The organism is Shimia sp. FJ5 (assembly GCF_032918335.1).
In the GTDB taxonomy this organism is placed as follows: Bacteria; Pseudomonadota; Alphaproteobacteria; order Rhodobacterales; family Rhodobacteraceae; genus Shimia; species Shimia aestuarii_A.
This window is the reverse complement of record NZ_JAWJUV010000002.1, coordinates 538,292-560,634: the sequence shown is the minus strand read 5'-3', so window position 1 is coordinate 560,634 and position 22,343 is coordinate 538,292. Positions and strand designations below refer to the sequence as shown.

Annotated in this window: 22 protein-coding genes; 11 read left to right on the top strand and 11 right to left on the bottom strand. The window is 62.9% G+C overall.

Features of this window, described 5'->3' with window-relative positions; genetic code table 11:
• Positions 1-37: 37 nt before the first annotated feature.
• From R1W01_RS09190 to R1W01_RS09180, 3 genes are read right to left on the bottom strand one after another with little or no spacing between them, the layout of a single operon-like run.
• The gene (locus R1W01_RS09190) at positions 38-556 is read right to left on the bottom strand and encodes a hypothetical protein (protein ID WP_297758365.1); all 519 of its coding nucleotides are present in this window, start codon (positions 554-556) and stop codon (positions 38-40) included.
• Complete coding sequence (locus R1W01_RS09185) at positions 553-1,404, bottom strand: GNAT family N-acetyltransferase (RefSeq protein WP_297758362.1); 852 nt, start codon at positions 1,402-1,404, stop codon at positions 553-555. Before R1W01_RS09185 ends, R1W01_RS09190 begins: the two co-directional genes overlap by 4 nt.
• Positions 1,401-2,126, bottom strand: a complete 726-nt coding sequence (locus R1W01_RS09180; protein ID WP_297758359.1) for a 16S rRNA (uracil(1498)-N(3))-methyltransferase — start codon at positions 2,124-2,126, stop codon at positions 1,401-1,403. The genes R1W01_RS09185 and R1W01_RS09180 overlap by 4 nt, the downstream gene beginning before the upstream one ends.
• A gap of 11 nt (positions 2,127-2,137) precedes the next feature.
• On the opposite strand from R1W01_RS09180, the gene ubiA reads away from it, so the two are divergent.
• The 3 genes from ubiA (at position 2,138) to R1W01_RS09165 (ending at position 5,418) form a co-directional block, all read left to right on the top strand.
• A complete protein-coding gene (gene ubiA, locus R1W01_RS09175) occupies positions 2,138-3,103 on the top strand; it encodes a 4-hydroxybenzoate octaprenyltransferase (protein ID WP_297758356.1) in 966 nt (321 codons plus the stop codon).
• 61 nt (positions 3,104-3,164) lie between these two features.
• On the top strand, positions 3,165-5,105 hold the full coding sequence (locus R1W01_RS09170; RefSeq protein WP_297758353.1) for an OmpA family protein: 1,941 nt from the start codon (positions 3,165-3,167) through the stop codon (positions 5,103-5,105).
• Positions 5,092-5,418, top strand: coding sequence for a hypothetical protein (locus R1W01_RS09165; protein WP_243614545.1), 327 nt, complete (start codon positions 5,092-5,094; stop codon positions 5,416-5,418). Before R1W01_RS09170 ends, R1W01_RS09165 begins: the two co-directional genes overlap by 14 nt.
• A gap of 19 nt (positions 5,419-5,437) precedes the next feature.
• On the opposite strand, the gene R1W01_RS09160 is transcribed toward R1W01_RS09165, so the two are convergent.
• The gene (locus R1W01_RS09160) at positions 5,438-6,052 is read right to left on the bottom strand and encodes a trimeric intracellular cation channel family protein (protein WP_243614550.1); all 615 of its coding nucleotides are present in this window, start codon (positions 6,050-6,052) and stop codon (positions 5,438-5,440) included.
• Between the two features lie 200 nt (positions 6,053-6,252).
• On the opposite strand from R1W01_RS09160, the gene R1W01_RS09155 reads away from it, so the two are divergent.
• A complete protein-coding gene (locus R1W01_RS09155) occupies positions 6,253-6,714 on the top strand; it encodes a DUF4265 domain-containing protein (protein ID WP_297758349.1) in 462 nt (153 codons plus the stop codon).
• 530 nt (positions 6,715-7,244) lie between these two features.
• Here R1W01_RS09155 and R1W01_RS09150 read toward each other — a convergent pair.
• Entirely contained in the window at positions 7,245-8,165 is a 921-nt protein-coding gene (locus R1W01_RS09150) for an XdhC family protein (RefSeq protein WP_297758347.1), read from the bottom strand.
• A gap of 117 nt (positions 8,166-8,282) precedes the next feature.
• Between R1W01_RS09150 and R1W01_RS09145 the strand changes: the two genes are divergently transcribed.
• From R1W01_RS09145 to R1W01_RS09120, 6 genes are all read left to right on the top strand, one after another.
• Positions 8,283-9,194, top strand: a complete 912-nt coding sequence (locus R1W01_RS09145) for an AAA family ATPase (protein WP_243611949.1) — start codon at positions 8,283-8,285, stop codon at positions 9,192-9,194.
• Positions 9,195-9,197: 3 nt separating this feature from the next.
• The gene (locus R1W01_RS09140; RefSeq protein WP_297758344.1) at positions 9,198-10,421 is read left to right on the top strand and encodes a vWA domain-containing protein; all 1,224 of its coding nucleotides are present in this window, start codon (positions 9,198-9,200) and stop codon (positions 10,419-10,421) included.
• Positions 10,422-10,500: 79 nt separating this feature from the next.
• Positions 10,501-10,962, top strand: a complete 462-nt coding sequence (locus R1W01_RS09135) for a CoxG family protein (protein ID WP_243611947.1) — start codon at positions 10,501-10,503, stop codon at positions 10,960-10,962.
• 55 nt (positions 10,963-11,017) lie between these two features.
• A complete protein-coding gene (locus R1W01_RS09130) occupies positions 11,018-11,488 on the top strand; it encodes a (2Fe-2S)-binding protein (protein WP_243611946.1) in 471 nt (156 codons plus the stop codon).
• A 21-nt stretch (positions 11,489-11,509) separates the two neighbouring features.
• The gene (locus R1W01_RS09125; RefSeq protein ID WP_297758341.1) at positions 11,510-13,870 is read left to right on the top strand and encodes a xanthine dehydrogenase family protein molybdopterin-binding subunit; all 2,361 of its coding nucleotides are present in this window, start codon (positions 11,510-11,512) and stop codon (positions 13,868-13,870) included.
• Between the two features lie 14 nt (positions 13,871-13,884).
• A complete protein-coding gene (locus R1W01_RS09120; protein ID WP_297758338.1) occupies positions 13,885-14,682 on the top strand; it encodes an FAD binding domain-containing protein in 798 nt (265 codons plus the stop codon).
• A 212-nt stretch (positions 14,683-14,894) separates the two neighbouring features.
• Here the strand turns inward: R1W01_RS09120 and R1W01_RS09115 are convergent, their stop codons facing one another.
• The 3 genes from R1W01_RS09115 to pgsA are packed head-to-tail and all read right to left on the bottom strand — an operon-like array spanning position 14,895 to position 16,179.
• Positions 14,895-15,338 (bottom strand): molybdenum cofactor biosynthesis protein MoaE, encoded by a 444-nt coding sequence (locus R1W01_RS09115; protein WP_297758335.1) that lies wholly within the window; start codon positions 15,336-15,338, stop codon positions 14,895-14,897.
• Between the two features lie 3 nt (positions 15,339-15,341).
• Positions 15,342-15,587, bottom strand: a complete 246-nt coding sequence (gene moaD, locus R1W01_RS09110; protein WP_297758762.1) for a molybdopterin converting factor subunit 1 — start codon at positions 15,585-15,587, stop codon at positions 15,342-15,344.
• A gap of 10 nt (positions 15,588-15,597) precedes the next feature.
• A complete protein-coding gene (gene pgsA / locus R1W01_RS09105; RefSeq protein WP_243611942.1) occupies positions 15,598-16,179 on the bottom strand; it encodes a CDP-diacylglycerol--glycerol-3-phosphate 3-phosphatidyltransferase in 582 nt (193 codons plus the stop codon).
• Positions 16,180-16,412: 233 nt separating this feature from the next.
• Between pgsA and R1W01_RS09100 the strand changes: the two genes are divergently transcribed.
• On the top strand, positions 16,413-18,308 hold the full coding sequence (locus tag R1W01_RS09100; protein WP_297758332.1) for a DEAD/DEAH box helicase: 1,896 nt from the start codon (positions 16,413-16,415) through the stop codon (positions 18,306-18,308).
• Between the two features lie 122 nt (positions 18,309-18,430).
• Here the strand turns inward: R1W01_RS09100 and uvrC are convergent, their stop codons facing one another.
• From uvrC to R1W01_RS09085, 3 genes are all read right to left on the bottom strand, one after another.
• Entirely contained in the window at positions 18,431-20,305 is a 1,875-nt protein-coding gene (gene uvrC, locus R1W01_RS09095; RefSeq protein WP_297758329.1) for an excinuclease ABC subunit UvrC, read from the bottom strand.
• Between the two features lie 294 nt (positions 20,306-20,599).
• On the bottom strand, positions 20,600-21,379 hold the full coding sequence (locus R1W01_RS09090) for an SDR family oxidoreductase (protein ID WP_297758326.1): 780 nt from the start codon (positions 21,377-21,379) through the stop codon (positions 20,600-20,602).
• A 10-nt stretch (positions 21,380-21,389) separates the two neighbouring features.
• Complete coding sequence (locus R1W01_RS09085; RefSeq protein WP_297758323.1) at positions 21,390-22,337, bottom strand: calcium/sodium antiporter; 948 nt, start codon at positions 22,335-22,337, stop codon at positions 21,390-21,392.
• Positions 22,338-22,343: the final 6 nt, after the last annotated feature.

Here is a 22,343-nt window from a genome sequence, read left to right as displayed (position 1 = left end):
CATGTCTGACCACTCCTGCGATCAATTTACGCCGGTGTCAATGTAACCTTGCGGCACCGGAGGACCAGATCACGACAGGGTGATCTGCGGCCCCTTCCCGGTTGTTGAGTGCGTGAAGCATCGCGCCTGTGCGCATCCCCGGCAAGGTCGCGAAAGCATCGAAAAGCGCCTCGGCCCCTTCCGCATTGGTGGGAATGACAAGCGCCGCCTGTCCCGGCTGATGCAGCCGCCAGACCGACGTGTCGCCGCCCCCGGCAAGCTCGATCCGCCTCACATCCCGGAGCGCAACCGACCCGCCCCACCACGGCCCATAGTACATGACCTCGCCTTCATCGACCTGCACAACGCCCGGCCCGCCCTTACCGGTGCGAAACCGTGCCCGCTGCACGCCGGTAAAGATCACGAGCGCGCCGATAAGAAACACGCCATACCCGACCCAGCGTAGAACGCCGAACCCGCTCGCCATCCAGACGCCAAGCAGAAGCACCGCAGCGCCGACAAGCACCTCGCGCCAACGCAGGATCAAGGCCTGCGCTTCTGGTCGCACGAAACTCATCGCGGCGACCCGAGTTGCACCGGCGGATCAAGAAGCGCGACGCGGTAATCGCCCGCTCTCTGAAAGCCGATCCCTTCATAAATCCGTGCAGCCCGCTCCGATCCGGCGAAAAGGATTGCCCGCGCGATCCCCTCGCCCCGCAACTCGGCCAGTTGCGCCGCAACAACCGTCGCCGCAAGCCCCTCTCCGCGCCGATCGCGGCGCACGAAAACGCCCCCAATCTGTACCGCAAGCCCCGCATGGGCATTGACCGCGCTCATCGCAACCGGCCCGTCCTCGCCTTCAAGAAGCCAAACCGTTTCGGCCGCAATCGCCTCATCGGCGCGCAGATCGAGCGGCCGCATATCGCCGCCCTCGCCAAGCCCGTTATCCTCGTCCAACTGCTGGAACCACGTCATGAGAAGCGCCTTGTCGCTCTCCTGTGGCGCACGCACCACCGCATCGCTCTCGCCCACCTGCGCGAGGTCGATCGTATAAAGCGGATCGACATCATTCACGCCGAGCGCATCCGCCTCGAACGGCAAGGCCTCAAGGATCGTCGCCACCTGTTCGGCCTCGCCCGTCATGCCGCGCAGCACATAGCCCTGCAACAGATGCGCATAGGTCTGTGCCTCCGTCGCGCCGATCCCCGGCAGCTGAGACAAGAGCATCCCGCCATTCGTCGCGCCGAAAATCCCGGTGATCCCGTCACCCGTCTCGCGCAGGAAAAACGCCGTGCCATGCGGATGGGTGCGATTGTCGACCCCGAACTGTTCGAGATTGCCCAATAGGAACATCGAGCTTTCGATGCGCCCCTCAAGGAAGGCCATCATCGCCGGAATGTCTTTGTCTTCCGCCTTTCGGATCATCCCCAATCCCCCAACGCCTGCTGCCAGACCGTCATCGCCGCGACCGCCGCCGTATCGGCGCGCAAGATACGCGGCCCAAGGCTGACCACATGGGCAAAGGGCAAGGCCTGAAGCCGCGCCCGCTCCTCCTCGGAAAACCCGCCCTCGGGTCCGATCAGGATCGCCCAAGGCCCGGCGCCGGCCGCGCCAAGCGTCTTCGCCGCGCCGACCTCGGCCTCATCGCAGAACATGAGCTGTCGCCCCTCGGGCCAATCGGCCAATAGCCGGTCGAGCTTTTGCAGGTCGCACACCTCCGGCACGAACGTGCCGCCGCATTGCTCTGCCGCCTCGACGGCATGGGCCTGAAGACGGTCCTGCCGGATACGCTCGGAGTTGGTAAAGGCGGTCTGCACTGGCATGATCTTTGCCGCCCCCATCTCCGCCGCCTTCTCGACGATGAAATCGGTGCGCGCCTTCTTGATCGGTGCGAACAAAAGCCAAAGATCGGGCGGCATCTGCAACGGCTTGGTCTGCGCCGCACAGGTCAACACGCCGCCGCGCTTGCCCGCCTCAGCAACCTCGGCCCGCCATTCCCCGTCCCGCCCGTTGAACAGCAACACAGGATCACCGACCGCCATCCGCATCACCCCGAAAAGGTAATGCGCCTGATCCCGGTCGAGAGGAACCGTTTGCCCTTCCCCCAGCGGGTGCTCTACATAAAGCCTGACTTTTGCTTGTTTCATGGACCCTTCTTATGGCCAACACCCCGTCAACGCCAGAGCCTCAAGGTCAGGTTTCCGACGCCGTGCGCGGCAACTGGGTCGACCATTTGGCCCCCGCCCCGACGCGCCCCTACCTGCGCCTGTCGCGCGCCGACCGTCCCATTGGCACATGGCTGCTGCTGCTGCCCTGCTGGATGAGCCTCCTGCTCGCCATGCTCTCGGATGGACAGGCGCGCTGGGAAGATCTCTGGATCGCCATTGGCTGCGGTATGGGAGCATGGCTGATGCGCGGTGCGGGCTGTACGTGGAACGACATCACCGACCGCGACATCGACGGCAGCGTCGAGCGCACCCGCTCGCGCCCGATTCCCTCGGGCCAAGTCACCACCCGTCAGGCCGTCGCCTATATGGCCGCACAGGCGCTCATCGCCTTTGCCATCCTGCTGACGTTTCATCCGATGGCGATCCTGCTTGGCGTGCTCTCTCTTGGCCCGGTGGCGATCTACCCCTTCGCCAAACGCTTTACATGGTGGCCACAAATCTTCCTTGGCCTCGCCTTCAACTGGGGCGCGCTTCTGGCCTGGACCGCCCACACCGGGAGCCTCGCATGGCCGCCCGTGGTGCTCTACGTCGCGGGCATCTGCTGGACCCTGTTCTACGATACGATCTACGCCCATCAGGATACCGAAGACGACGCCCTGATCGGGGTCAAATCGACCGCCCGGCTCTTTGCCGACAAGACCCCGCAATGGCTTCAGGGGTTCCTGATCGGCACCGTCACCCTGATGAGCATCGCCACCTACCTCGCCGCACGCGATCAAAGCCCGCTGGCGCTTGTCGTGGCACTGGCCGGGCCGTGGGCGATGGGCTGGCACATGCAATGGCAACTGCGCCGCTTCAACCCGGACGACAACCCAACGCTTCTGATGTTGTTCCGGGCCAACCGCGACACCGGCCTGATCCCCTTGCTGTTTTTCGCCGCTGCCTGTTTCCTTTGATTGCCCTTGCCTCTCCGGCGTCGTATCTACCCGGTATCACAAGAGAGTAGACCACTTTCGCATGCGCCTTTCGTCCGTTCTGATTCCCTTCGCCGCCTTTGTGGCTGCCGCCTTCCTCTCCATCGTCGCCGCCGTGCTTTCGGCGGACATGATCGAGGATGCCTCCCAACGCGGGGTGCAATCCGAATTGGCACGGGACGGGATGACGTGGGCCGATGTCCACGCCGAAGGGCTTCAGGTCTTCCTGACCGGCATCGCCCCGACCGAGGCTGAACGTTTCAAGGCGATCTCCGCCGCCGGGCGCGTGGTCGATGCCGCCCGCGTCATCGACAACATGCAGATCGAGGCCACCGCGGGCATTGCCCCGCCGCGCTTCTCGGTCGAAATCCTGCGCAACGAGGCCGGGATTCAGCTCATCGGCCTGATCCCCGAAGCCTCCGACCGGGACCGCCTCCTGCGAGAACTCGGCCGCCTCGACGGCGACCCCGAAGTCACCGATTTCCTCGAGACCGCGGCCTATGACATGCCCGACGGCTGGCAGACCGCGCTCAACTACGCGCTCTCCGCGCTGGAAGAGCTTCCGCGCTCGAAGATCTCCGTCGAGACCGGGCGCGTCGCCATCACCGGCATGTCCGATAGCCCCGAAGAGCGCCGCGAGATCGAACAAACGCTGCGCCGCATGGCGCCGCCGACGCTCGAACTCGTGCTCGATATCTCCGCGCCCCGCCCCGTCATCACGCCCTTTACCCTGCGCTTCATCGCAGACGCAGGCGGCGCGCGCTTTGATGCCTGCTCGGCCGATAGCGACGAAGCCCGCGACCGCATCCTCGCCGCGGCCCAAACCGCCGGGCTGCAGACCGACGCGACCTGCACCATCGGCCTTGGCGTGCCGACCCCGCGTTGGGCCGATGCCGTGGAAATCGCCCTCGACGGCATTGACCGGCTTGGCGGCGGCTCGGTGACCTTCTCCGACGCCGACATCACCCTCGTCGCCCTCATGGGCACCGACCCGGATCAGTTCGACCGCGTCGTGGGCGAGCTGGAAACCTCCCTTCCCGAGGTCTTCGCGCTGCACTCCACCCTGCCGACCCCGGTCGAAGAGGACAGCGAAGCCCCCGAGTTCACCGCCACGCTGAGTCCCGAAGGCCTCTTGCAGATGCGCGGCCGCCTGCCCAACGAACTCACCCGCACCATGACCGAAAGCTACGCCGCCTCGCGCTTTGGCAGCGGTGGTATCCACATGGCCGCCCGCCTCGACGAAACCCTCCCCGCGACATGGAGCCTGCGCGTCATGGCCGGGCTCGACGCGCTCTCGCATGTCAACAATGGCGTGCTGACGGTGACCGGCGAATCCGTCTCCGTCACCGGCTTTACCGGCGACGCCCGCGCCAATGACGATATCTCCCGCCTCCTCGCCGACAAGCTCGACAAGACCGATCATTTCGCCATCGACGTGACCTACCTCGAAGAGCTCGACCCGATCGCGCAACTGCCCACCCCCGAGGAATGCGTCGGCAAGGTCAAATCCGTCCTCGACGCCCAGCAGGTCACCTTTGAACCCGGCTCAGGCACGCTCGACGCCGAGGCCGAGCCCGTCCTCGACAGCATCGCCGAGATCCTGCGCGCCTGCGAAGCGATCAGCCTCAAGCTCGAGATCCAGGGCCACACCGATAGTCAGGGCCGCGAGGAAATGAACCAGGCCCTAAGCCAGACCCGCGCCCAATCGGTCCTCAACGCCCTGCATGACCGCCGCATCCTGACCTCGGGCTTTACCGCCGTCGGCTATGGCGAAACCACGCCCATCGCCGATAACGACACCGAGGAAGGCCGCGAAGCCAACCGCCGGATTGAATTCGTCCTCATCCGCCCGGCCGAGGACACCGAGACCGAGGCCGCCGCGGCCGAGACCCCTGAAGAGACCGCCCCCGAAGACGCGGCCCAAGAAGACCAAGAAAGCGCCGATAGCGCACCGCAGGAGACAGACCAAGATGACCAGAACTGATTTCATCATCGCCACCGCCGTCATCCTTTTCGTCGCCTTCTGCGTCGGTTGGTTCGCCAATTGGCTGGTGCATCGCTTCTCCCGCGTGAGTCAGGCCGATGTCGACCAACTCGAACGCATGAGTCAGGAACTCCACGAGGCCGAGGAAACCCGCGACCAAGCGATCACCTACCTGCAACAGCGTGAGGCCGAACTCACCAACCAACTCGCCCAGACCGAGGCCGAACTGACCGCCGCCATGGACGGGTTGCGCGACGCCCGCTACGAGGCCGAGGAACTGCGAAGCTATATCGAACGGATGAACGCGGGCTAATCCGCGCCCCGGTCCCGCCTCACTCCGAAACCGGCCGCGCCCACAAAAGCACAAGCCGCGCCACGAGGATGAGGCCGAACCCCACCAGCGTCGCCGCCGGATCGCCAAGCCACTCCACCAGCCCGAGATAGACCGCGCCACCGGCGAGCGAGAGCGTCGCGTATAGGTCTTCGCGCAGCACGCTCGGCGTGATGTTGCACAACAGATCGCGGATCATGCCGCCGGCCGTCCCGGTGACACAGCCGATCACCACCGCGATCACCGGCGACACCCCCGCCTCAAGCGCCACCTGCACCCCCGTCAGCGTGAAGAGCGCCAGCCCGATCGCATCGAGATACATCAAAAGCCGGAGCCTCTGCCCATTCCCGCCGGGCATCCCCCGCGCCACGAAATAACTCGCGATGGCCACCGGCACCGCAACGAAAAGAAACGTCGTATCCTCGACCCAGAACACAGGCACCCGCCCGACCAACAGGTCGCGCAACGTCCCGCCCCCGACCGCCGTCACCACGCCAAGCACCGTCGCCCCGAACAGGTCCAACTCAAACCGCCGCGCCTGTATCGCCGCCGACGCCGCCATCACAGCCGTCGCCACAACGGTGAGCGCAAGAAAGATATGCGGAAAACTGTCCATGGGGCCGGGTCCATTGGTTGGGGTGTTTGGGGCGAGGGTATCGGGGGAAGGTGGGGGAAGGCTATGGGGGGAGAGTGGGAGGCTGTATTGTGCGCGGAAATGGCGGGACAACGTGACCTTTCGCTGCGATGGTGCCAATGGCGGCTTCAGGGTTTGTCCAAGGTAGTGACACAACGTCAGGCACAACCTAACGTACACATATGAACGCAACAAACAATCAAATGCAGAAGGTCATATTTGATCTCGGCTCAGACACTTGGCATGGTTTTTCAACTGAAAGTGTTTGGGCAACCAATCTTGGTTCCGGTGTCCATCAGCTTGAGAATTCGCCGTTCTTTGCAAAAGGCATCAGCTTAAGGGACGCTGTCATGACGAGCCAGGTTGAAGGCCAAATAAAAGTTGTCGGCCTCGGTCCAAAATCTGGGCATTCCACGTACCGAATTCTTGTTTCGCACGGCAAACATAATCCAACGCTGTTTGCCGAACTTTGGGAACCACTCGAGCGCCTTGGATGCTCATACGAACACGGAGACTTTGGATACCAACTGTACGCGGTAGACGTTCCCGAGAAAGTAGACATCGAAATCGCGTATGCGTTTTTGGAACGCGGAGAGCAAAAAGGCGCGTGGGATTTCGAGGAAGGCCACTGCGGTCATTTGTGACAACAACTTGCATTGATTGTGTGCATGACTCGCAATGAAGCGGCCATTCGTGCATCCCGCAGCATCCGGTAAAATGGGCTCAAAGCAGACATTCGCCGTGCTCTGCATCAAACCCCGCCCCAACCCCCACAACCCTCCCAATACCGCAGGGCGTGCGCCGGGCCGTTGGCAGGCGCTGCGAGTTCTGAACCTGGCACTTTAGGGTCGCCAAATCCGGCAAAGATCAGAGCGAAGCGCGCGGGTGCAGATGCGCCTGACCGCCGGGACGGTCCGGCGCAGGCCCGGGCAACTTTGTTGCTATTCCGGGCGAAACGGCCCTTAACCTCCCGTTCACCCTGCACGCTGCGGTAACCACCGCACGCCCCGTCAACACATGGCCATTTCACCCCCCCACACCGACGCAATACCGACGTAATACCGACGCGATACAGACCCCCATCTTGGCCGTTAACCAAGGGATTTCAGGGTGATTCGGGGCAAGTCTTAACGGCGGGCGCACGCGGCCTGCGACGGGGTGGGTCGGGGTGGCGTCAGGCTTCGTTCAGCACATCCGCGAGGACGCTCACGGCCAGTTTGCGGGCATCGCGCACAGAGGGGATTAGGCCGATCGGCCCCCGCACCCGGCCCAGTGCGTCTGCGGAAACACCAAGCAATGTCAATTCGTTACGCCGCATCTCGGCGGCGCGCTGGCTGCCTTGCGCGCCGATATAGAACGCCTCGGTTTCCAGCGCCGAGGCAAGGATCGGCGGTTCCCAATCGTGGTCGTGGAAGAACAGCAAGACCGCCGACATCTCGTCAGGGTGAAGGTCCGCAGGGAATTTCGCCGCCGTCAGATGCCGCGTCTCACACCCCGCCGCCCGCGCAATCTCCAGCGTCTCCTCCTCCGGCGAAAGCAAAACGCTCGGATACCCCGCCGCATGCACAAGCCCCGCAAAGGTGATCGCCTCGGGCCCCTTGCCGAAGACGTAGAAGGCCAGCTCGGGGTCGATGGCGACGGTGAACATCTCGCCGCGCCAACCGGTCTCGCCGGATGGCACAATCGCGACAGTCCCGCGCCGCGCGTCGATCTCGAGCGCGGTATGCTGACGGGCCGAGTGCTGCGCGATCAGCGCGCTCAGAACATCGGTCTCCGGCTCGGGCACCAGCAAGATCTCCAGCCCCCCGCCACAGGGCAAGGTGATATCGGCAAAGGGCGATCCCTTGCCATAGACAACCGAGACCGGCGTCCCCTTCTCAAGGGCTTTCATCGCATGAAGCGCAATATCGGCTTCGACACATCCCGAGGACAGCGTGCCGACACGACGGCCATCGTCCAAGACGGCCATCATGGCACCCAGAGGGCGATAAGACGGCCCGTCGATCCGCGTCACCACGGCCAAGACACCGCGCGCCTCACTCAGCGACCGGATCGGCTCGATCACCGAACTTGCATCAAGGCCGGGAACGCTCATGGACCTCTCCAACGTAGTGACGTGACAGCCTAGCATGTGCCGCCCCCGGTGCAAGATAGACACGAGCGCGCTCGGCTGTTCTAATGAGCGCGGACCTGAAGCAATAGAAAATCCCACATGGCCGCACTCCCCGCCTCAATCGACGACACCATCGCCCTTCTCGCCGAGGAGAACTATGTCTGCGGCCGCGCCTTGGGCACGGTGGCCTATCTTTCGCTCAAGCTTGGCAAGCCGCTCTTTCTCGAGGGCGAGGCCGGCACCGGCAAGACGGAGATCGCCAAGGCGCTGGCTTCGGCGCTGGGGCGGCGCCTTATCCGGCTGCAATGCTACGAGGGGCTTGATGCCGCCTCGGCGCTCTATGAATGGAATTTCTCGGCCCAGATGGTCGCCATCCGCACCGCCGAAGCAGCAGGCACCGCTGACCGCAAGGCCCTGCAAACCGAACTGTTCTCCGAAGACTATCTGATCAAGCGCCCGCTTCTCGAAGCACTTGAACCACAGCAAGACGGCCCGCCCGTCTTGCTTATCGACGAATTGGACCGCACCGACGAACCGTTCGAAGCCTTCCTCCTCGAGGCGCTGTCTGACTTTCAGGTGACGATCCCCGAGCTTGGCACGATCAAGGCCGCAGAGCCGCCGATTGTCATCCTCACGTCGAACCGCACCCGCGAAGTGCATGACGCGCTAAAGCGCCGCTGCCTCTATCACTGGGTCGACTATCCCGCGTTCGAACGCGAGGTCGAAATCCTCAAGGCGCGCCTGCCGGAATGTTCCGAGCGCCTGACCCGCGAGGTGGTCGCCTTCGTACACGCGCTGCGCGGCGAAGACATGTTCAAGACACCCGGCGTTGCCGAAGCGATCGACTGGGCGCGCTGCCTCATCGCGTTGGATGCGGTTTCGATCACGCCTGATGTGGTCTCGGACACGCTTGGCGCCTTGCTCAAGTATCAAGACGACATCGCCAAGATCACCGGCTCCGAGACGGCGCGGCTTCTCGACGAGGCACGCGCCACGCTGGCTGCCGAATAATCCATGCACGCGCTGCCCGACACCGAAGGCAAGCTGGCGGAAAACGTGATCCATTTCGCCCGCGCCCTGCGCAAAGCGGGGCTCAAGGTTGGCCCGGCACAGGTGCTCTCTGCCATCGAAGCCGTGGAAGCGGCGGGATTTACCCGGCGGGACGATTTCTACAACACGTTGAAAGCGACGCTCACCGTCCGCCCCAATGAACTCGAGACCTTCCATCAGGTCTTTACCATGTTCTGGCGCGATCCCGAGTTCCTGCAAAAGATGGTGCGCTCCATGCTGCCGCTCCTACAGACCATGGGACAGGATACCCCAGAAGCCAAAGCTGCCCAGCGCCGCGCCGAAGAGGCGTTAAACGAAGGGGCCGACGAGCCCCCCGAAGATGCGCCCGAACGGGACATGCTCGAGCTTGATGCCCAGATGAGCCTTTCGCGGACCGAGGTGCTTCGCAGCCTCGATTTCGAGCAGATGAGCACCGCCGAAGAGGCCGAAGCCGCCGCCGCGATTGCCAAGCTGCGCCTGCCGGCCCCGCCGCTCAAGACTCGCCGCATGGCCCCGTCGCACCTCGGCCACAGGCCCGATGCCCGCGCCATGTTGCGTGATGCGTTGCGCAAGGGCGGGGAATTCACCGCCCTACCCAAAAAGGCGCCGCGCAGCCGCCCGCTGAACCTCGTGGTGCTCTGCGATATCTCGGGATCGATGTCGGCCTATGCGCGGATGATGATGCACTTCCTGCATAGCCTCGTCTGGGCGCCGAACGCGGGCTGGGGCCATGTGCACGGGTTCACCATGGGCACCCAACTCACCAACATCAGCCGCGCCCTGCATCAGCGCGACGTCGATGATGCCCTGAAGGCTGTGGGCCATGACGCGCCCGACTGGCAGGGTGGCACCCGCCTTGGCGATGCGCTGCACGCCTTCAACAAGCATTGGTCTCGCCGTGTCTTGGGACAGGGCGCGGTGGTTCTGTTGATCACGGACGGGCTTGAAACCGGCGGCACCGAGACCCTTGCCAAGGAAGCTGAACGCCTCGCGCTTTCCTGCAAACGGCTTGTCTGGCTCAACCCTCTTTTGCGATTTGATGGCTTCGCGCCAAAGGCGGCGGGGGTGCGAACCCTGCTGCCCTTGGTGAGCAGTTTTCATGCCTGTCACAACCTCGACAGCCTCGAAGATCTGACCGCTGCGCTTGGCGGACCCTCGCAGAAGCCCTTATTTCTCTCGCAACTTTGACACGAAAACAAAAGCTTGCCTCGAATCGTTCTGCGTCTAACACTCATGACATGCGAACAGAAAGGCTGCGGACTTCCCCATGGATATGACGGGTGAACACACGATTGCCGCGTCCCGAGACGATGTTTGGGCCGCGCTCAACGATGTTGATGTGCTGCGGGCCTGCATCCCCGGATGCGAAGAGCTGGAACAGACCTCTGACACCACCATGGAGGCGGTGGTGAAGCAAAAGATCGGCCCGGTGAAAGCGACGTTCAAAGGCGCGGTCGAGTTGCAGAACATCGACGCGCCCAAAAGCTACACCATTCAGGGCGAAGGCCAGGGCGGCGTTGCGGGCTTTGCCAAGGGCGGGGCCAATGTCACGCTCGAGGACGTGCCCGAAGGCACGCTTCTGCGCTATGAGGCCCATGCCCAGGTCGGCGGCAAGCTTGCCCGCCTCGGCAGCCGCCTGATTGATGCGACCGCCAAGAAGCTGGCCGGCAAGTTTTTCGACAATTTCCAAGAACACTTAAACGGGCCTGCAGAGCCAGAGGAGGGCTAGGCGGAGTCTATAACGATTGAGAACGGTTGGGAGGCCGTTCAAAAGGGAGGACCAAATGACCAAAGTAAAGATGACCGTGAACGGCAAGGCCGTCTCGCGCGAGGTATCGGACGAGACGCTCTTGTCCGAGTTCCTGCGCGAAAACCTGCGTCTGACAGGCACGCATATCGGCTGTGACACGTCCCAGTGCGGCGCCTGCGTCGTGCATGTCAACGGCAAGGCCGTGAAATCCTGCACCACACTCGCGGCGGCCACTGACGGCGCCGACGTAACAACCATCGAGGGGCTCGCGAACGGCGGGCTGCACCCGATGCAAGAGGCCTTCAACGAACACCACGGTCTGCAATGCGGCTTCTGCACGCCGGGAATGATCATGACGGGTGTCGACATGGTCAACCGCTACAAGGCCGAGGGCCGCGAGTTGACCCAAGAGGCCATCCGCCACGAGCTCGAAGGCAATATCTGCCGCTGCACGGGCTACCACAATATCGTCAAGGCTGTCGAAGACGCAGCCTCGAAAATGTAACTGGCAAGGGAGGACCACGACATGACAACTGGAATTGGTGCCCGCGTCAAACGCAAGGAAGACAAGCGTTTCATCACCGGCAAAGGCAAATATACCGATGATGTGCGGATGGAAAATCAGGCCTACGCGGCCTTTGTGCGCAGCCCTGTTGCGCATGCGAATGTAAAAAGCATCGACAAATCCGCCGCGCTCGCGATGGAAGGCGTTGTCGATGTGCTCGACGGCCATCAGCTTACTGGCGATGGCATCGGCAATATCATCTGCGGCTGGGCCGTGACGTCCAAGGACGGCACCCCGATGAAGATGGGCGCCTGGTCGGCTCTGGCAACCCAGAAGGTCCGCTATGTCGGCGACGCAGTGGCCGTTGTCATCGCCGATACGCAACAGCAAGCGCGCCTCGCCGCCGAGGCTGTCGAGGTCGAGTATGAAGAACTGCCCGTCGTGGCCTTTGCAGACAAGGCGCTCGCCGAGGGCGCACCGCAAATTCACGACGAAGCCGAGGGCAACCTGATCTACGACTGGGAGATCGGCGACGCGGCCAAGGCCGACGCAGGCCTCGCGGCGGCCAAACACATCACCGAGATGGAGATCACCAACAATCGCCTCTCGCCCAACCCGATGGAACCGCGCTCGGCGGTGGCGACCTATGACGAGGCCGAGGAGCATTACACGCTCTACACCACCTCGCAGAACCCGCACGTGGCCCGCCTCGTTCTGAGCGCGTTCTACAACGTCGCCCCCGAACACAAGCTGCGCGTCATTGCGCCGGATGTGGGCGGTGGTTTCGGGGCCAAGATCTATATCTACCCCGAAGAGATCACCTGCCTCTGGGCCTCAATGAAGACGAACCGCTCGGTCAAATGGACAGCCGACCGTTCCGAAGCCTTCATCACCGACGCACACGGGCGCGATCATATCTCGACGGCCAAGATGGGCTTTGACGAGAATGGCAAAATCACCGGCTTCAAGGTCGACACGATCGCCAACCTTGGTGCCTACATGTCGCTCTTCTCAAGCTCGGTGCCGACCTATCTCTATGCCACGCTGCTTTCGGGACAGTATGACATCCAGAACCTGCACGCCAATGTGCGGGCGGTCTATACCAACACGGTCCCGGTAGATGCCTATCGCGGCGCCGGACGTCCCGAGGCCTGTTACCTCATCGAACGGATGATGGAGACGGCCGCACGCGAGATGGGCATGAAACCGGCAGAGCTCCGCGCAAAGAACTTCGTCAAGGAATTCCCGCACGAAACGCCCGTGATCATGACCTACGACTCGGGTGACTTTGACGCCAACCTCGCCCAGGCCGAAGCCGCCGCAGACGTTGCCGGCTTTGCCAAGCGCAAGGAAGAGGCGGCCAAACGCGGCAAACTGCGTGGGCTTGGCTATTCTTGCTACATCGAAGCCTGCGGCATCGCGCCCTCGGCGGCGGTGGGCGGTCTCGGGGCGGGCGTCGGCCTTTGGGAAAGCGCCGAAGTGCGCGTGAACCCGGTCGGCACCATCGAGATCCTGACAGGCTCGCACAGCCACGGCCAAGGCCACGAGACAACCTTCGCCCAGATCGTTGCCGAACGCTTTGACCTTCCAATCGACAATGTCTCGATCGTCCATGGCGACACCGACAAGGTCCAGTTCGGCATGGGCACCTATGGCTCGCGTTCGGGCGCGGTCGGCATGTCGGCCATCGTCAAGGCGATGGACAAGGTCGAGGCCAAGGTCCGCAAGATCGCAGCGCACCAGCTCGAAGCCTCCGAAGACGATATCGTCATCGAAGGTGGCGAGGTCAAAGTGGCTGGCACGGACAAGGCCTTGGGCTGGCACGAGATTGGCTTGGCCGCCTACACGGCCCACAACCTGCCGCCAGATATGGAGCCGGGTCTGAAGGAAAGCGCCTTCTACGACCCCTCCAACTTCACCTTCCCCGCAGGGACATATATCTGCGAGGTCGAAGTGGATCCCGAGACCGGCGTCACGGAGGTGGTTCAGTTCACGGCCTCCGACGATTTCGGCACCATCATCAACCCGATGATCGTCGAAGGACAGGTGCACGGCGGTCTCGCCCAGGGCATCGGTCAGGCCATGCTGGAACAGGTGATCTATGATGACGACGGCCAGCTCATCACTGGATCCTACATGGACTACACCATGCCGCGCGCGGCAGACCTGCCGAACTTCTCGGTGCATCATGCTTCGACGGTTTGCCCCGGCAACCCGCTCGGTATGAAGGGCTGCGGCGAGGCAGGGGCCATCGGCTCGCCACCTGCCGTCATCAACGCCATCACCGACGCGATCGGCAACAACGATCTGGCCATGCCAGCGACGCCGCAAAACGTCTGGAACGCGCTTCAGGCAGTCTCGGCTGCTCAGGCGGCAGAGTAAGGGAGGACCAAGGCATGTATCCGACAAAATATCTCAAGGCCGCAAGTATCGACGAGGCCGTCAAAGCACTCGGAGCCTCCGACGAGGCCAAGGTCTTGGCAGGGGGGCAAACCCTTCTGCCAACGATGAAGCAGCACCTCGCCGCGCCCTCCGATCTCGTGGACATTCGCGCGATCGACGGCATGGTGGGTGTGTCTGTCGACGGCAACACGCTCACCATCGGCGCGGCCACAACCCACGCCGAAGTGGCCAGTAGCGCCGATGTGCAGAAACATTCGCCCGCGCTGGCCTGTCTGGCCGCAGGGATCGGCGATCCCGCCGTGCGCCACGCAGGCACCATCGGAGGCTCGGTCGCCAACAACGATCCCGCCGCCGACTATCCCGCTGCGCTTCTGGCCCTCGGGGCGACGGTCGTGACCTCCAAACGCGAGATCGCGGCGGACGACTTCTTCGACGGGCTCTTTGCCACGGTGCTTGACGAGGATGAGATCATCACCGCCGTCAAATTCCCCAAGGTCGAGGCCGCGGGCTATAGCAAGTTCCCGCAACCGGCCTCGCTCTATGCGCTGGTCGGGGTCTTCGTGGCCAAGACGGCGGATGGCGTCCGTGTCACCGTGACAGGCGCAGGCGAAGACGGCGTGTTCCGGAGTGAGGCGCTCGAAGCCGCGCTGGCCGCAGACTTCTCCGAAGCTTCGGCCAAGGGCGCTGACGTGCCCGCCGAGGGCCTGATGTCCGATATCCACGGCGCCGCAGGCTACCGTGCCAACCTGATCCGGGTCATGGCCGCCCGCGCCGTCACCTCGGCCGCCTAACCAATCCGCGCGCCGCTTTTTGGGCGGCGCGCGGTTTAACCTATTGGTAACGGTGCACGGTGCCTTAACCGACGCACGCCCCGTCAACACATGGCCGTTCCACCCCTCAGACAGACGCAATACCGACGTGATACCGACGCGTTACAGACCGCCCTTTTGGCCGTTAACCAAGGGATTTGAGGGTGATTCGGGGAGAGTCTTAAGGCGCCCGCCTACCAGCGGCTGAGCGCGTCCTCGTCCTCGTCCTTCGCGGCAACCCATTTCCCCCCATCCGAGGTGAATTCCTGCTTCCAGAACGGCGCGCGGGACTTCAGGTAATCCATGAGATATTCCGCCGCTTCAAACGCATCCTTGCGGTGCGGCGCGGCGGTGGCAACCATCATGATCATGTCGCCAGGACGTAGGTCGCCATAGCGGTGAATCACCAGAGCATCGCCGAGATTCCAACGGCTTAGCGCCTCTTCGGCGATCCCCTCGAGCGCCTTTTCCGTCATCCCCGGATAGTGTTCGATGACCATCCGATCAAGCCGGTCGCCCGCGATATCGCGCACCACGCCGGTAAAGGTCACAATAGCGCCCATGTCGGTATGGCCGCTGGCAAAATCCTGCGCCTCGGCCCCAAAGTCGAACGGCGCCTCCTGCACCACGATCCGCATGGGTCAGCCCCCCGTCATCGGTGGGAAAAACGCCACTTCCCGCACACCTTCCAGCGGCGCATCAAAATCGGAAAGCTCCTGATCCAAAGCCACCCGCAACGCAGAAAGATCAGCAAAAGCAGCAGCATAGCGCTCTTCGCCTGTGCAAAGCTCAGCAACGAGATCGGCCACTGTCGCCGCTTCGGTGTCCACCGTCTCGCGCGGCAAACCGATCCGTTCGCGGACCCATGCAAAGTAAAGCACCGTGATCGTCATCGCTTCAGTCCTCCAGATGGGCGCGCGCCTTGAGGAAGTAATCCACGCCCGTGATCCCCGTAAGCACCGCCGCGATCCAGAGCAGGATCATCCCGGCCCAGCCGGTCCAGACATCTCCAATCGTGCCCGGCCCCATGTGGTGCTCAAAAACGCCCTGTCCAAAAAGGCACGTGATCGCAACCATTTGCGTCGCCGTTTTCCACTTGGCAAGCTTCGTGACCTTGAGCGTTCCCGCCACGTCGCCAAGGAACTCGCGCAGGCCAGAAACAAACACCTCGCGGAACATGATGACCGTCGCCGGCAGGACAAGCCACGGCGACATCGAGGAATACCCCACGATCACCATGAGCGCGATCACCACCATCGCCTTGTCTGCAATCGGGTCGATCATCGCGCCCATCTTTGTCTCCTGCCCCCAGGCACGGGCAAGGTAACCATCGAACCAGTCCGTCACCGAGGCGAGAACAAAAAGACCAAGCGCAAACCAATCCGCATAAAGCCTTTCAAAATAAAGAAACATCACCGCCACCATCGGCGCGGCGAGGAGGCGAAGCACGGAGAGGATATTCGGGATATTCCAAGTCATGTCTCTTCCTAATCGCTTTCGCGCCGATGCTGAACACGTTTTCGCAATCGCACCGCATCGGGCTGTGTATTTTCAGCATCTATCCGCTGTTTACGACAGAACCGCTATACATCCTCGCCCGATCAGTCTAGGTGCAGAGCCTTGCACCGCATTGCTGCGCATGGATCTCCCCCTGTAAGTGGCCCAAGGCGGCTGACCGGCCCAGATGGCCGCAACACGAAGTGATCAATACCTTGAAACAAGCTCTCGCCGATGCGCTTTCGCATCGTGGATACGATACCCTGACCCCCGTTCAAGAGGCGGTCTCCAACCCTGATCTCATTGGCCGCGATCTCCTTGTCTCGGCCCAGACCGGCTCGGGCAAAACCGTTGGCTTCGGCCTCGCCATTGCGCCGACCGTGCTTGGCGACGACGAGACGCTGCCGGGTGCCGCCGCGCCCCTCGCGCTCGTCATCGCCCCGACTCGCGAGCTCGCGCTTCAGGTCAAACGCGAATTCGCCTGGCTCTATGCCAAGGCGGGCGCGGTTGTCGCCTCCTGTGTGGGCGGCATGGACATGCGCGACGAACGCCGCGCCCTCGAGCGCGGGGCGCATTTTGTCATTGCCACGCCGGGCCGCCTGCGCGACCATATCATGCGCGGCTCCATCGACCTGTCTGCGATCCGCGCCGTGGTCCTTGACGAGGCCGACGAGATGCTCGACCTCGGCTTCCGAGAAGACCTCGAGTTCATCCTCGGCGAAGCGCCCGAAACCCGTCAGACGCTGCTGTTCTCGGCCACCGTGCCGCGCGAAATCGCCACCCTCGCCAAGAGCTACCAGCGTGACGCGGAGCGTATCCAGACGACCTCTGGTGCCTCGCAGCACGCCGACATCGCCTATCGCGCGATGGAAGTCTCTCCTCGCGATACCGAAAATGCGATCATCAATGTGCTGCGCTACTACGAGGCGCCCAACGCCATCGTTTTTGCCAACACCCGCGCCATGGTGAACCGCCTGACGACGCGCCTCTCTAACCGGGGATTTTCCGTCGTTTCGCTTTCGGGCGAGTTGAGCCAGGCCGAACGCACCCACGCGCTTCAGGCGATGCGCGACGGGCGCGCCCGCGTCTGTGTCGCGACCGATGTCGCCGCGCGCGGCATCGACCTGCCGAACCTCGATCTCGTGGTGCACGCCGAGCTTCCCAACAGCCATGAAACCCTGTTGCACCGCTCCGGCCGCACCGGCCGCGCAGGTCGCAAGGGTGTGAGCGCTCTGATCGTGCCGCCCAAGGCCCGCCGCAAGGCCGAGCGCCTTCTGAAAAGCGCCAAGCTCACGCCGGAACATTGCGCCGCGCCTTCGGCGGATGAGGTCAACGCCCGCGACGAAGAGCGCATGATGGCCGAGAGCGTCTGGTCCGATGCCGTGACCGAAAGCGAAAAGCCGAGCATCGACAAGCTGCTCGCCGCCTTCTCGCCCGAACAGGTCGCCGCCGCTTACCTGCGTCTCTACAAGGATCGCCATTCCGCCCCGGAAGAGCTGAGCGAACCAACACAGGAGCGCACCAAGCCACGCCCCCGTTCTGAGTTCGGCGCAAGCGTCTGGTTCTCGGTCGATGGTGGCCGCGCCGCCGGGGCCGAACCCCGCCGCGTGTTGCCAATGCTGTGCAAAGCCGGCGGCCTGAGCAAAGATGACATCGGTGCGATCCGCGTCGCGCAGGACAAAACCTATGTCCAGATCCTCGCGACAAGCGTCGATGCCTTCCTCGCCGAGATCGGCCCGGACATGACCGTCGAACATGGCGCGCGCCTTGCCCGCCTTGAGGGCGCGCCCGACCTGCCCGCCGAACGCCCCTTTGGCGGCAAGCCCAAGCCGCGCAAACCCTACGCGGGAGGTGGTCATCGCAAGGGCGACGCCCCGCGCCACGACGACAAGCCGCGCACCAAGCGTCCGCCGAAACCGGAACAGACCCGCCCCGAGGGCGTCGTCACCCCGGCCAAGCCGCGCCACAAATCCAAAAGCAGCGACAAGCCCAAAGGCCCACCGCCGCCCAAGGGCAAACCCAACAGCAAGAAGAACAAGGCCCGCGCCGCCGCTGCTAAGGCGATGAAAGGCAAGGGCGGCAATGCTGCCCCCAAACGCCACAAATCCTAAGCGCGGCCCAAGGCTTCCTCTTGCCATAAATATCCCGGGGTGAATGCCCGCCTCATGAGGCGGGCAGAGGGGCAGCGCCCCTGCCCCGGCTTGGGCTCTCAAACGCCGCGCGTGCGGGGCGTTTACCCTTTTTCGTGAAAGTAGTCGTAGATTGTCTCCGCGAGCGCGCTGGAGATTCCCTCGACGGCCTTGAGATCGGCGAGATTGGCGCGGCCCACGGCCTTGGCCGATCCGAAATGCGCCAGAAGCGCGCGCTTGCGCGTTGCGCCGACGCCCGGCACATCGTCAAGCGGCGTCGCGCCAACGGCCTTGGATCGTTTCGCGCGATGGGTGCCGATGGCGAACCGGTGCGCCTCGTCGCGCATCCGCTGGATGAAATAGAGCACCGGGTCATTGCGCCTGAGCGCAAAAGGCCGCTGGCCGATCCGGTGGAACTCCTCCTTGCCGTGATCGCGATCGACGCCCTTGGCGACGCCCACCATCGGAATATCCTCCACCCCGTGCTCGGCCATGATCTCGGCCACAGCCGAGACCTGCCCCGCGCCCCCATCGATCAAGAGGAGGTCAGGCCACATGCCCTGCGTCCGGTCCGGGTCTTCTTTCAGGAGACGTTTGAACCGCCGCGTCAGCACCTCTTTCATCATCCCGAAATCGTCGCCGGGCGTGAGGCTTTCGCCCTTGATATTGAACTTGCGATACTGGTTCTTCATGAACCCATCCGGCCCCGCGACGATCATCCCGCCAACGGCATTCGTGCCCTGGATATGGCTGTTGTCGTAGACCTCGATTCGTTGCGGCGGCGCATCAAGGTCGAACGCCTCCGCAATGCCGCGCAGGAGTTTCGCCTGCGTCGCCGTCTCGCTCATCTTTCGCGCAAGACTCTCACGCGCATTGCGCGCCGCTCCGGCAATGAGCTCCGCCTTCTCGCCCCGCTGCGGCACAAGAACCTCAACCTTTCGCCCTGCCTTCTGCGAAAGCGCCTCGACCATGAGATCTTCATGCTCAATCGGATGCGAGAGCAAGACCTGTCTTGGCGGCTCCTTGGTGTCATAGAACTGCCCGAGAAACGCCTCGAGCACCTCCGCCGTCTCGATCCCTTCCCCAACCCTCGGGTAGTAGTCCTTATTGCCCCAATTCTGGTTCGCCCGGATAAAGAACACCTGCACACAGGCCTGCCCGCTCTCGAGGTGAAGCGCGATCACATCCGCCTCGGTGACACCACGCGGGTTGATCCCCTGCACCGTCTGCACCTGCGTCAGCGCGCGAATCCGGTCCCGCAACGCGGCGGCGCGCTCGAACTCCATCGCATCCGACGCCGCCTGCATCTGCTTGGCGAGCGTCTCCTGAATCTGCGTCGATCGTCCGGCAAGGAACCGCTCCGCATCGCGCACGCTCTCGGCGTAATCCGCCTCACTGATCTTGCCGACGCACGGCCCCGAACAGCGCTTGATCTGATAGAGAAGGCAGGGCCGCGTCCGGCTCTCGAACATCGAGTCCGAACAGTTGCGCAGCAAGAACACTTTCTGCAACTGGCTCAGCGTCCGATTGACCGCCCCCGCGCTCGCGAAAGGGCCATAGTAACTCCCCTTCTCCTTCTTCGCGCCGCGATGCTTCTTGATCTGCGGAAACGCATGCGTGCGGCTGACAAGGATATTGGGAAAGCTCTTATCGTCGCGCAGAAGCACGTTGTATTTGGGCTTGAGCTGTTTGATGAGGTTCTGCTCAAGAAGCAGCGCCTCTGTCTCGGTCTTCGTCGTGAGGAACATCATCGACGCCGTTTCCGAAATCATCCGCGAAATGCGCGGCGAATGCCCGGTCGGGCGGGCATAGTTCGACACCCGCGCCTTGAGGTTCCGCGCCTTGCCGACATAGAGCACCCGCGCCTGCGCATCGAGCATCCGGTAGACACCGGGAGACGAGTCCAGCGTCTTCAGGTAGCTTCGAATAAGCGCATGCCCGGTCTCTTCAGGCTGTCCGGTCTCGTTGCCAGGTTCCATGCTGTCCATGGTTATGATTCTTTCCTGCCCGCTGCAATCTCCGGCCCTCAAGGGCAAGAGAAAACATGTCCACGGTTTCTGTGGATAACTCTGCCGATAACTTTCCGTGAGGTGGAATTTTCTGTTGTTTTCAGCCCGCTTCCGTGAAGTGCCTAAAAAATAGGCGTAACTTTAACTTATTGAATTAAAACAGAAAATTTTTCAACCCCTTGCAAACGACTGAAAACATTAAAGAAAATGTAACACTTTTCCGACGGTCATTTCACACGTGCACAACTTGTCGCAACGGCAGCTTTATTCAACCCCGAGAGCATCCGGCGTCTGCCAACCAAGATGCTGCCCGCCATCGACGCACAGGAGTTGCCCGGTGACGCTTTTTGCTTCCAGAAAATAGCAGAGCGCGGCGACGATCTCTTCGGGTGAGGCGCCCCGACCAAGCACCGTTGCGGCCCGTTGCGCTGCGAAATCGGCCTCTGTTTGGCGCGGCCCCTGAAGGGTTGGCCCCGGCCCAATGGCATTGACCCGCAGGTCAGGCGCCAGCGCTTGCGCCGCCGTCTGTGTCAGGGTCCAAAGAGCCGCCTTGGAAAGGGTGTAGGAGGTGAAATCCGGGGTGAGCTTGCGCACGCGCTGATCGATCATATTGATCACCAGACCCGCGGCAATCGGCTCTCCGGCCGCGTCCGGTTCGGCCCGAAGCCCCTGCGCGGCCATGGCCTGCATAAGCACGAAGGGCGCGCGCAGGTTGCTTTCCATATGTCGGTCCCAGCTATCGCGGCTCACATCGGCGATCTGGTCGCGCTCAAAGATCGAGGCGTTGTTGACCAGAACCGTCACGGGACCGCCCAGCGCCGCCGCCGCCGCCGGGAGAAGCGCCTGCGTCTCGTCTTCCTGCATGAGATCGGCTCGCAATGTCGCAGCAGTCCGCCCGAGGGCACGAATTTCCGCGGCTGTGTCCTCGGCATCCTCTACCGATCCGGCGTAGTGCACAGCAACGTCATAGCCGCGCGTCGCCAGGCCGAGCGCAAGCGCCCGTCCGATCCGCTTTCCCGCCCCGGTCACAAGCGCCCGTGTCATGCCATCTCTCCTAGTAGGTGAACACGACTACGACATAGAGCAGGTAGAGCAGAGTCAAGACCACGCCGAGCGGGCGGTTGATATCCCACTTGAAGAATACGAAGGGGATCAGGAGCAAGGACGCCCCAAGCATCACCCAAAGATCAAAGCGCAGGAACTCGGGTGCGACCGGCAGCGGACCGACCATCGAGGCGATCCCGATGATGGCCAAGAGGTTAAACATGTTCGAGCCGATCACGTTGCCAAGCGCCACATCCGCCTGCTTGCGCAGTGCCGCCATGGTCGTGGTGGCGAGCTCTGGCAGGGAGGTGCCAAGCGCCACGAGGGTAAGGCCGATCGCCGCTTCGCTGATGCCGAATTCGCGTGCGATCACTTCTGCGCTGTCGATCAACAAATCCGCCCCAAGCGGCAGCCCGATCAGACCGAGACCAAGGAAAACAAGGATTTTCCACCACGGCATATCCGGGTCCGCCCCTTCCGGTTCCTCAAGTTCTTCTTCCATACCGGCACGGCGATGCGCCTGCGCGGCGCGGAATGCAACGAAGAGGATATAGGCCAACACGGCGAGGAGGACGAACCCCGCCGTCGCATCGAACACGCCGCGAAAGGCCAGCCCGATGAAGATCAGCGAGGACACAATCATCTGAATAAAGGTCGCGCGCGAGTCACAATGCGAGGTATGCAGCACCGTGAGCATCGCAGGGAAGCCTAGCACCAGAAGGATATTGGCTGTGTTGGAGCCGACCACGTTACCGATCGCAATGCCGGGCACGTCCTTTAGAACCGCCTGCACCGAAATAAGAAGCTCTGGCGCCGAGGTGCCGAAGGCAACGATGGTAAGGCTCACGATCAACGCCGGAATACCAAGACGCAGCGCAAGGTTCACCGCCCCGCGCACCAGCGTGTCCCCTGCCAGAAGCAGAATGACGAGACCCAAACCGGCATAAAGCCATTCCATGGTCTA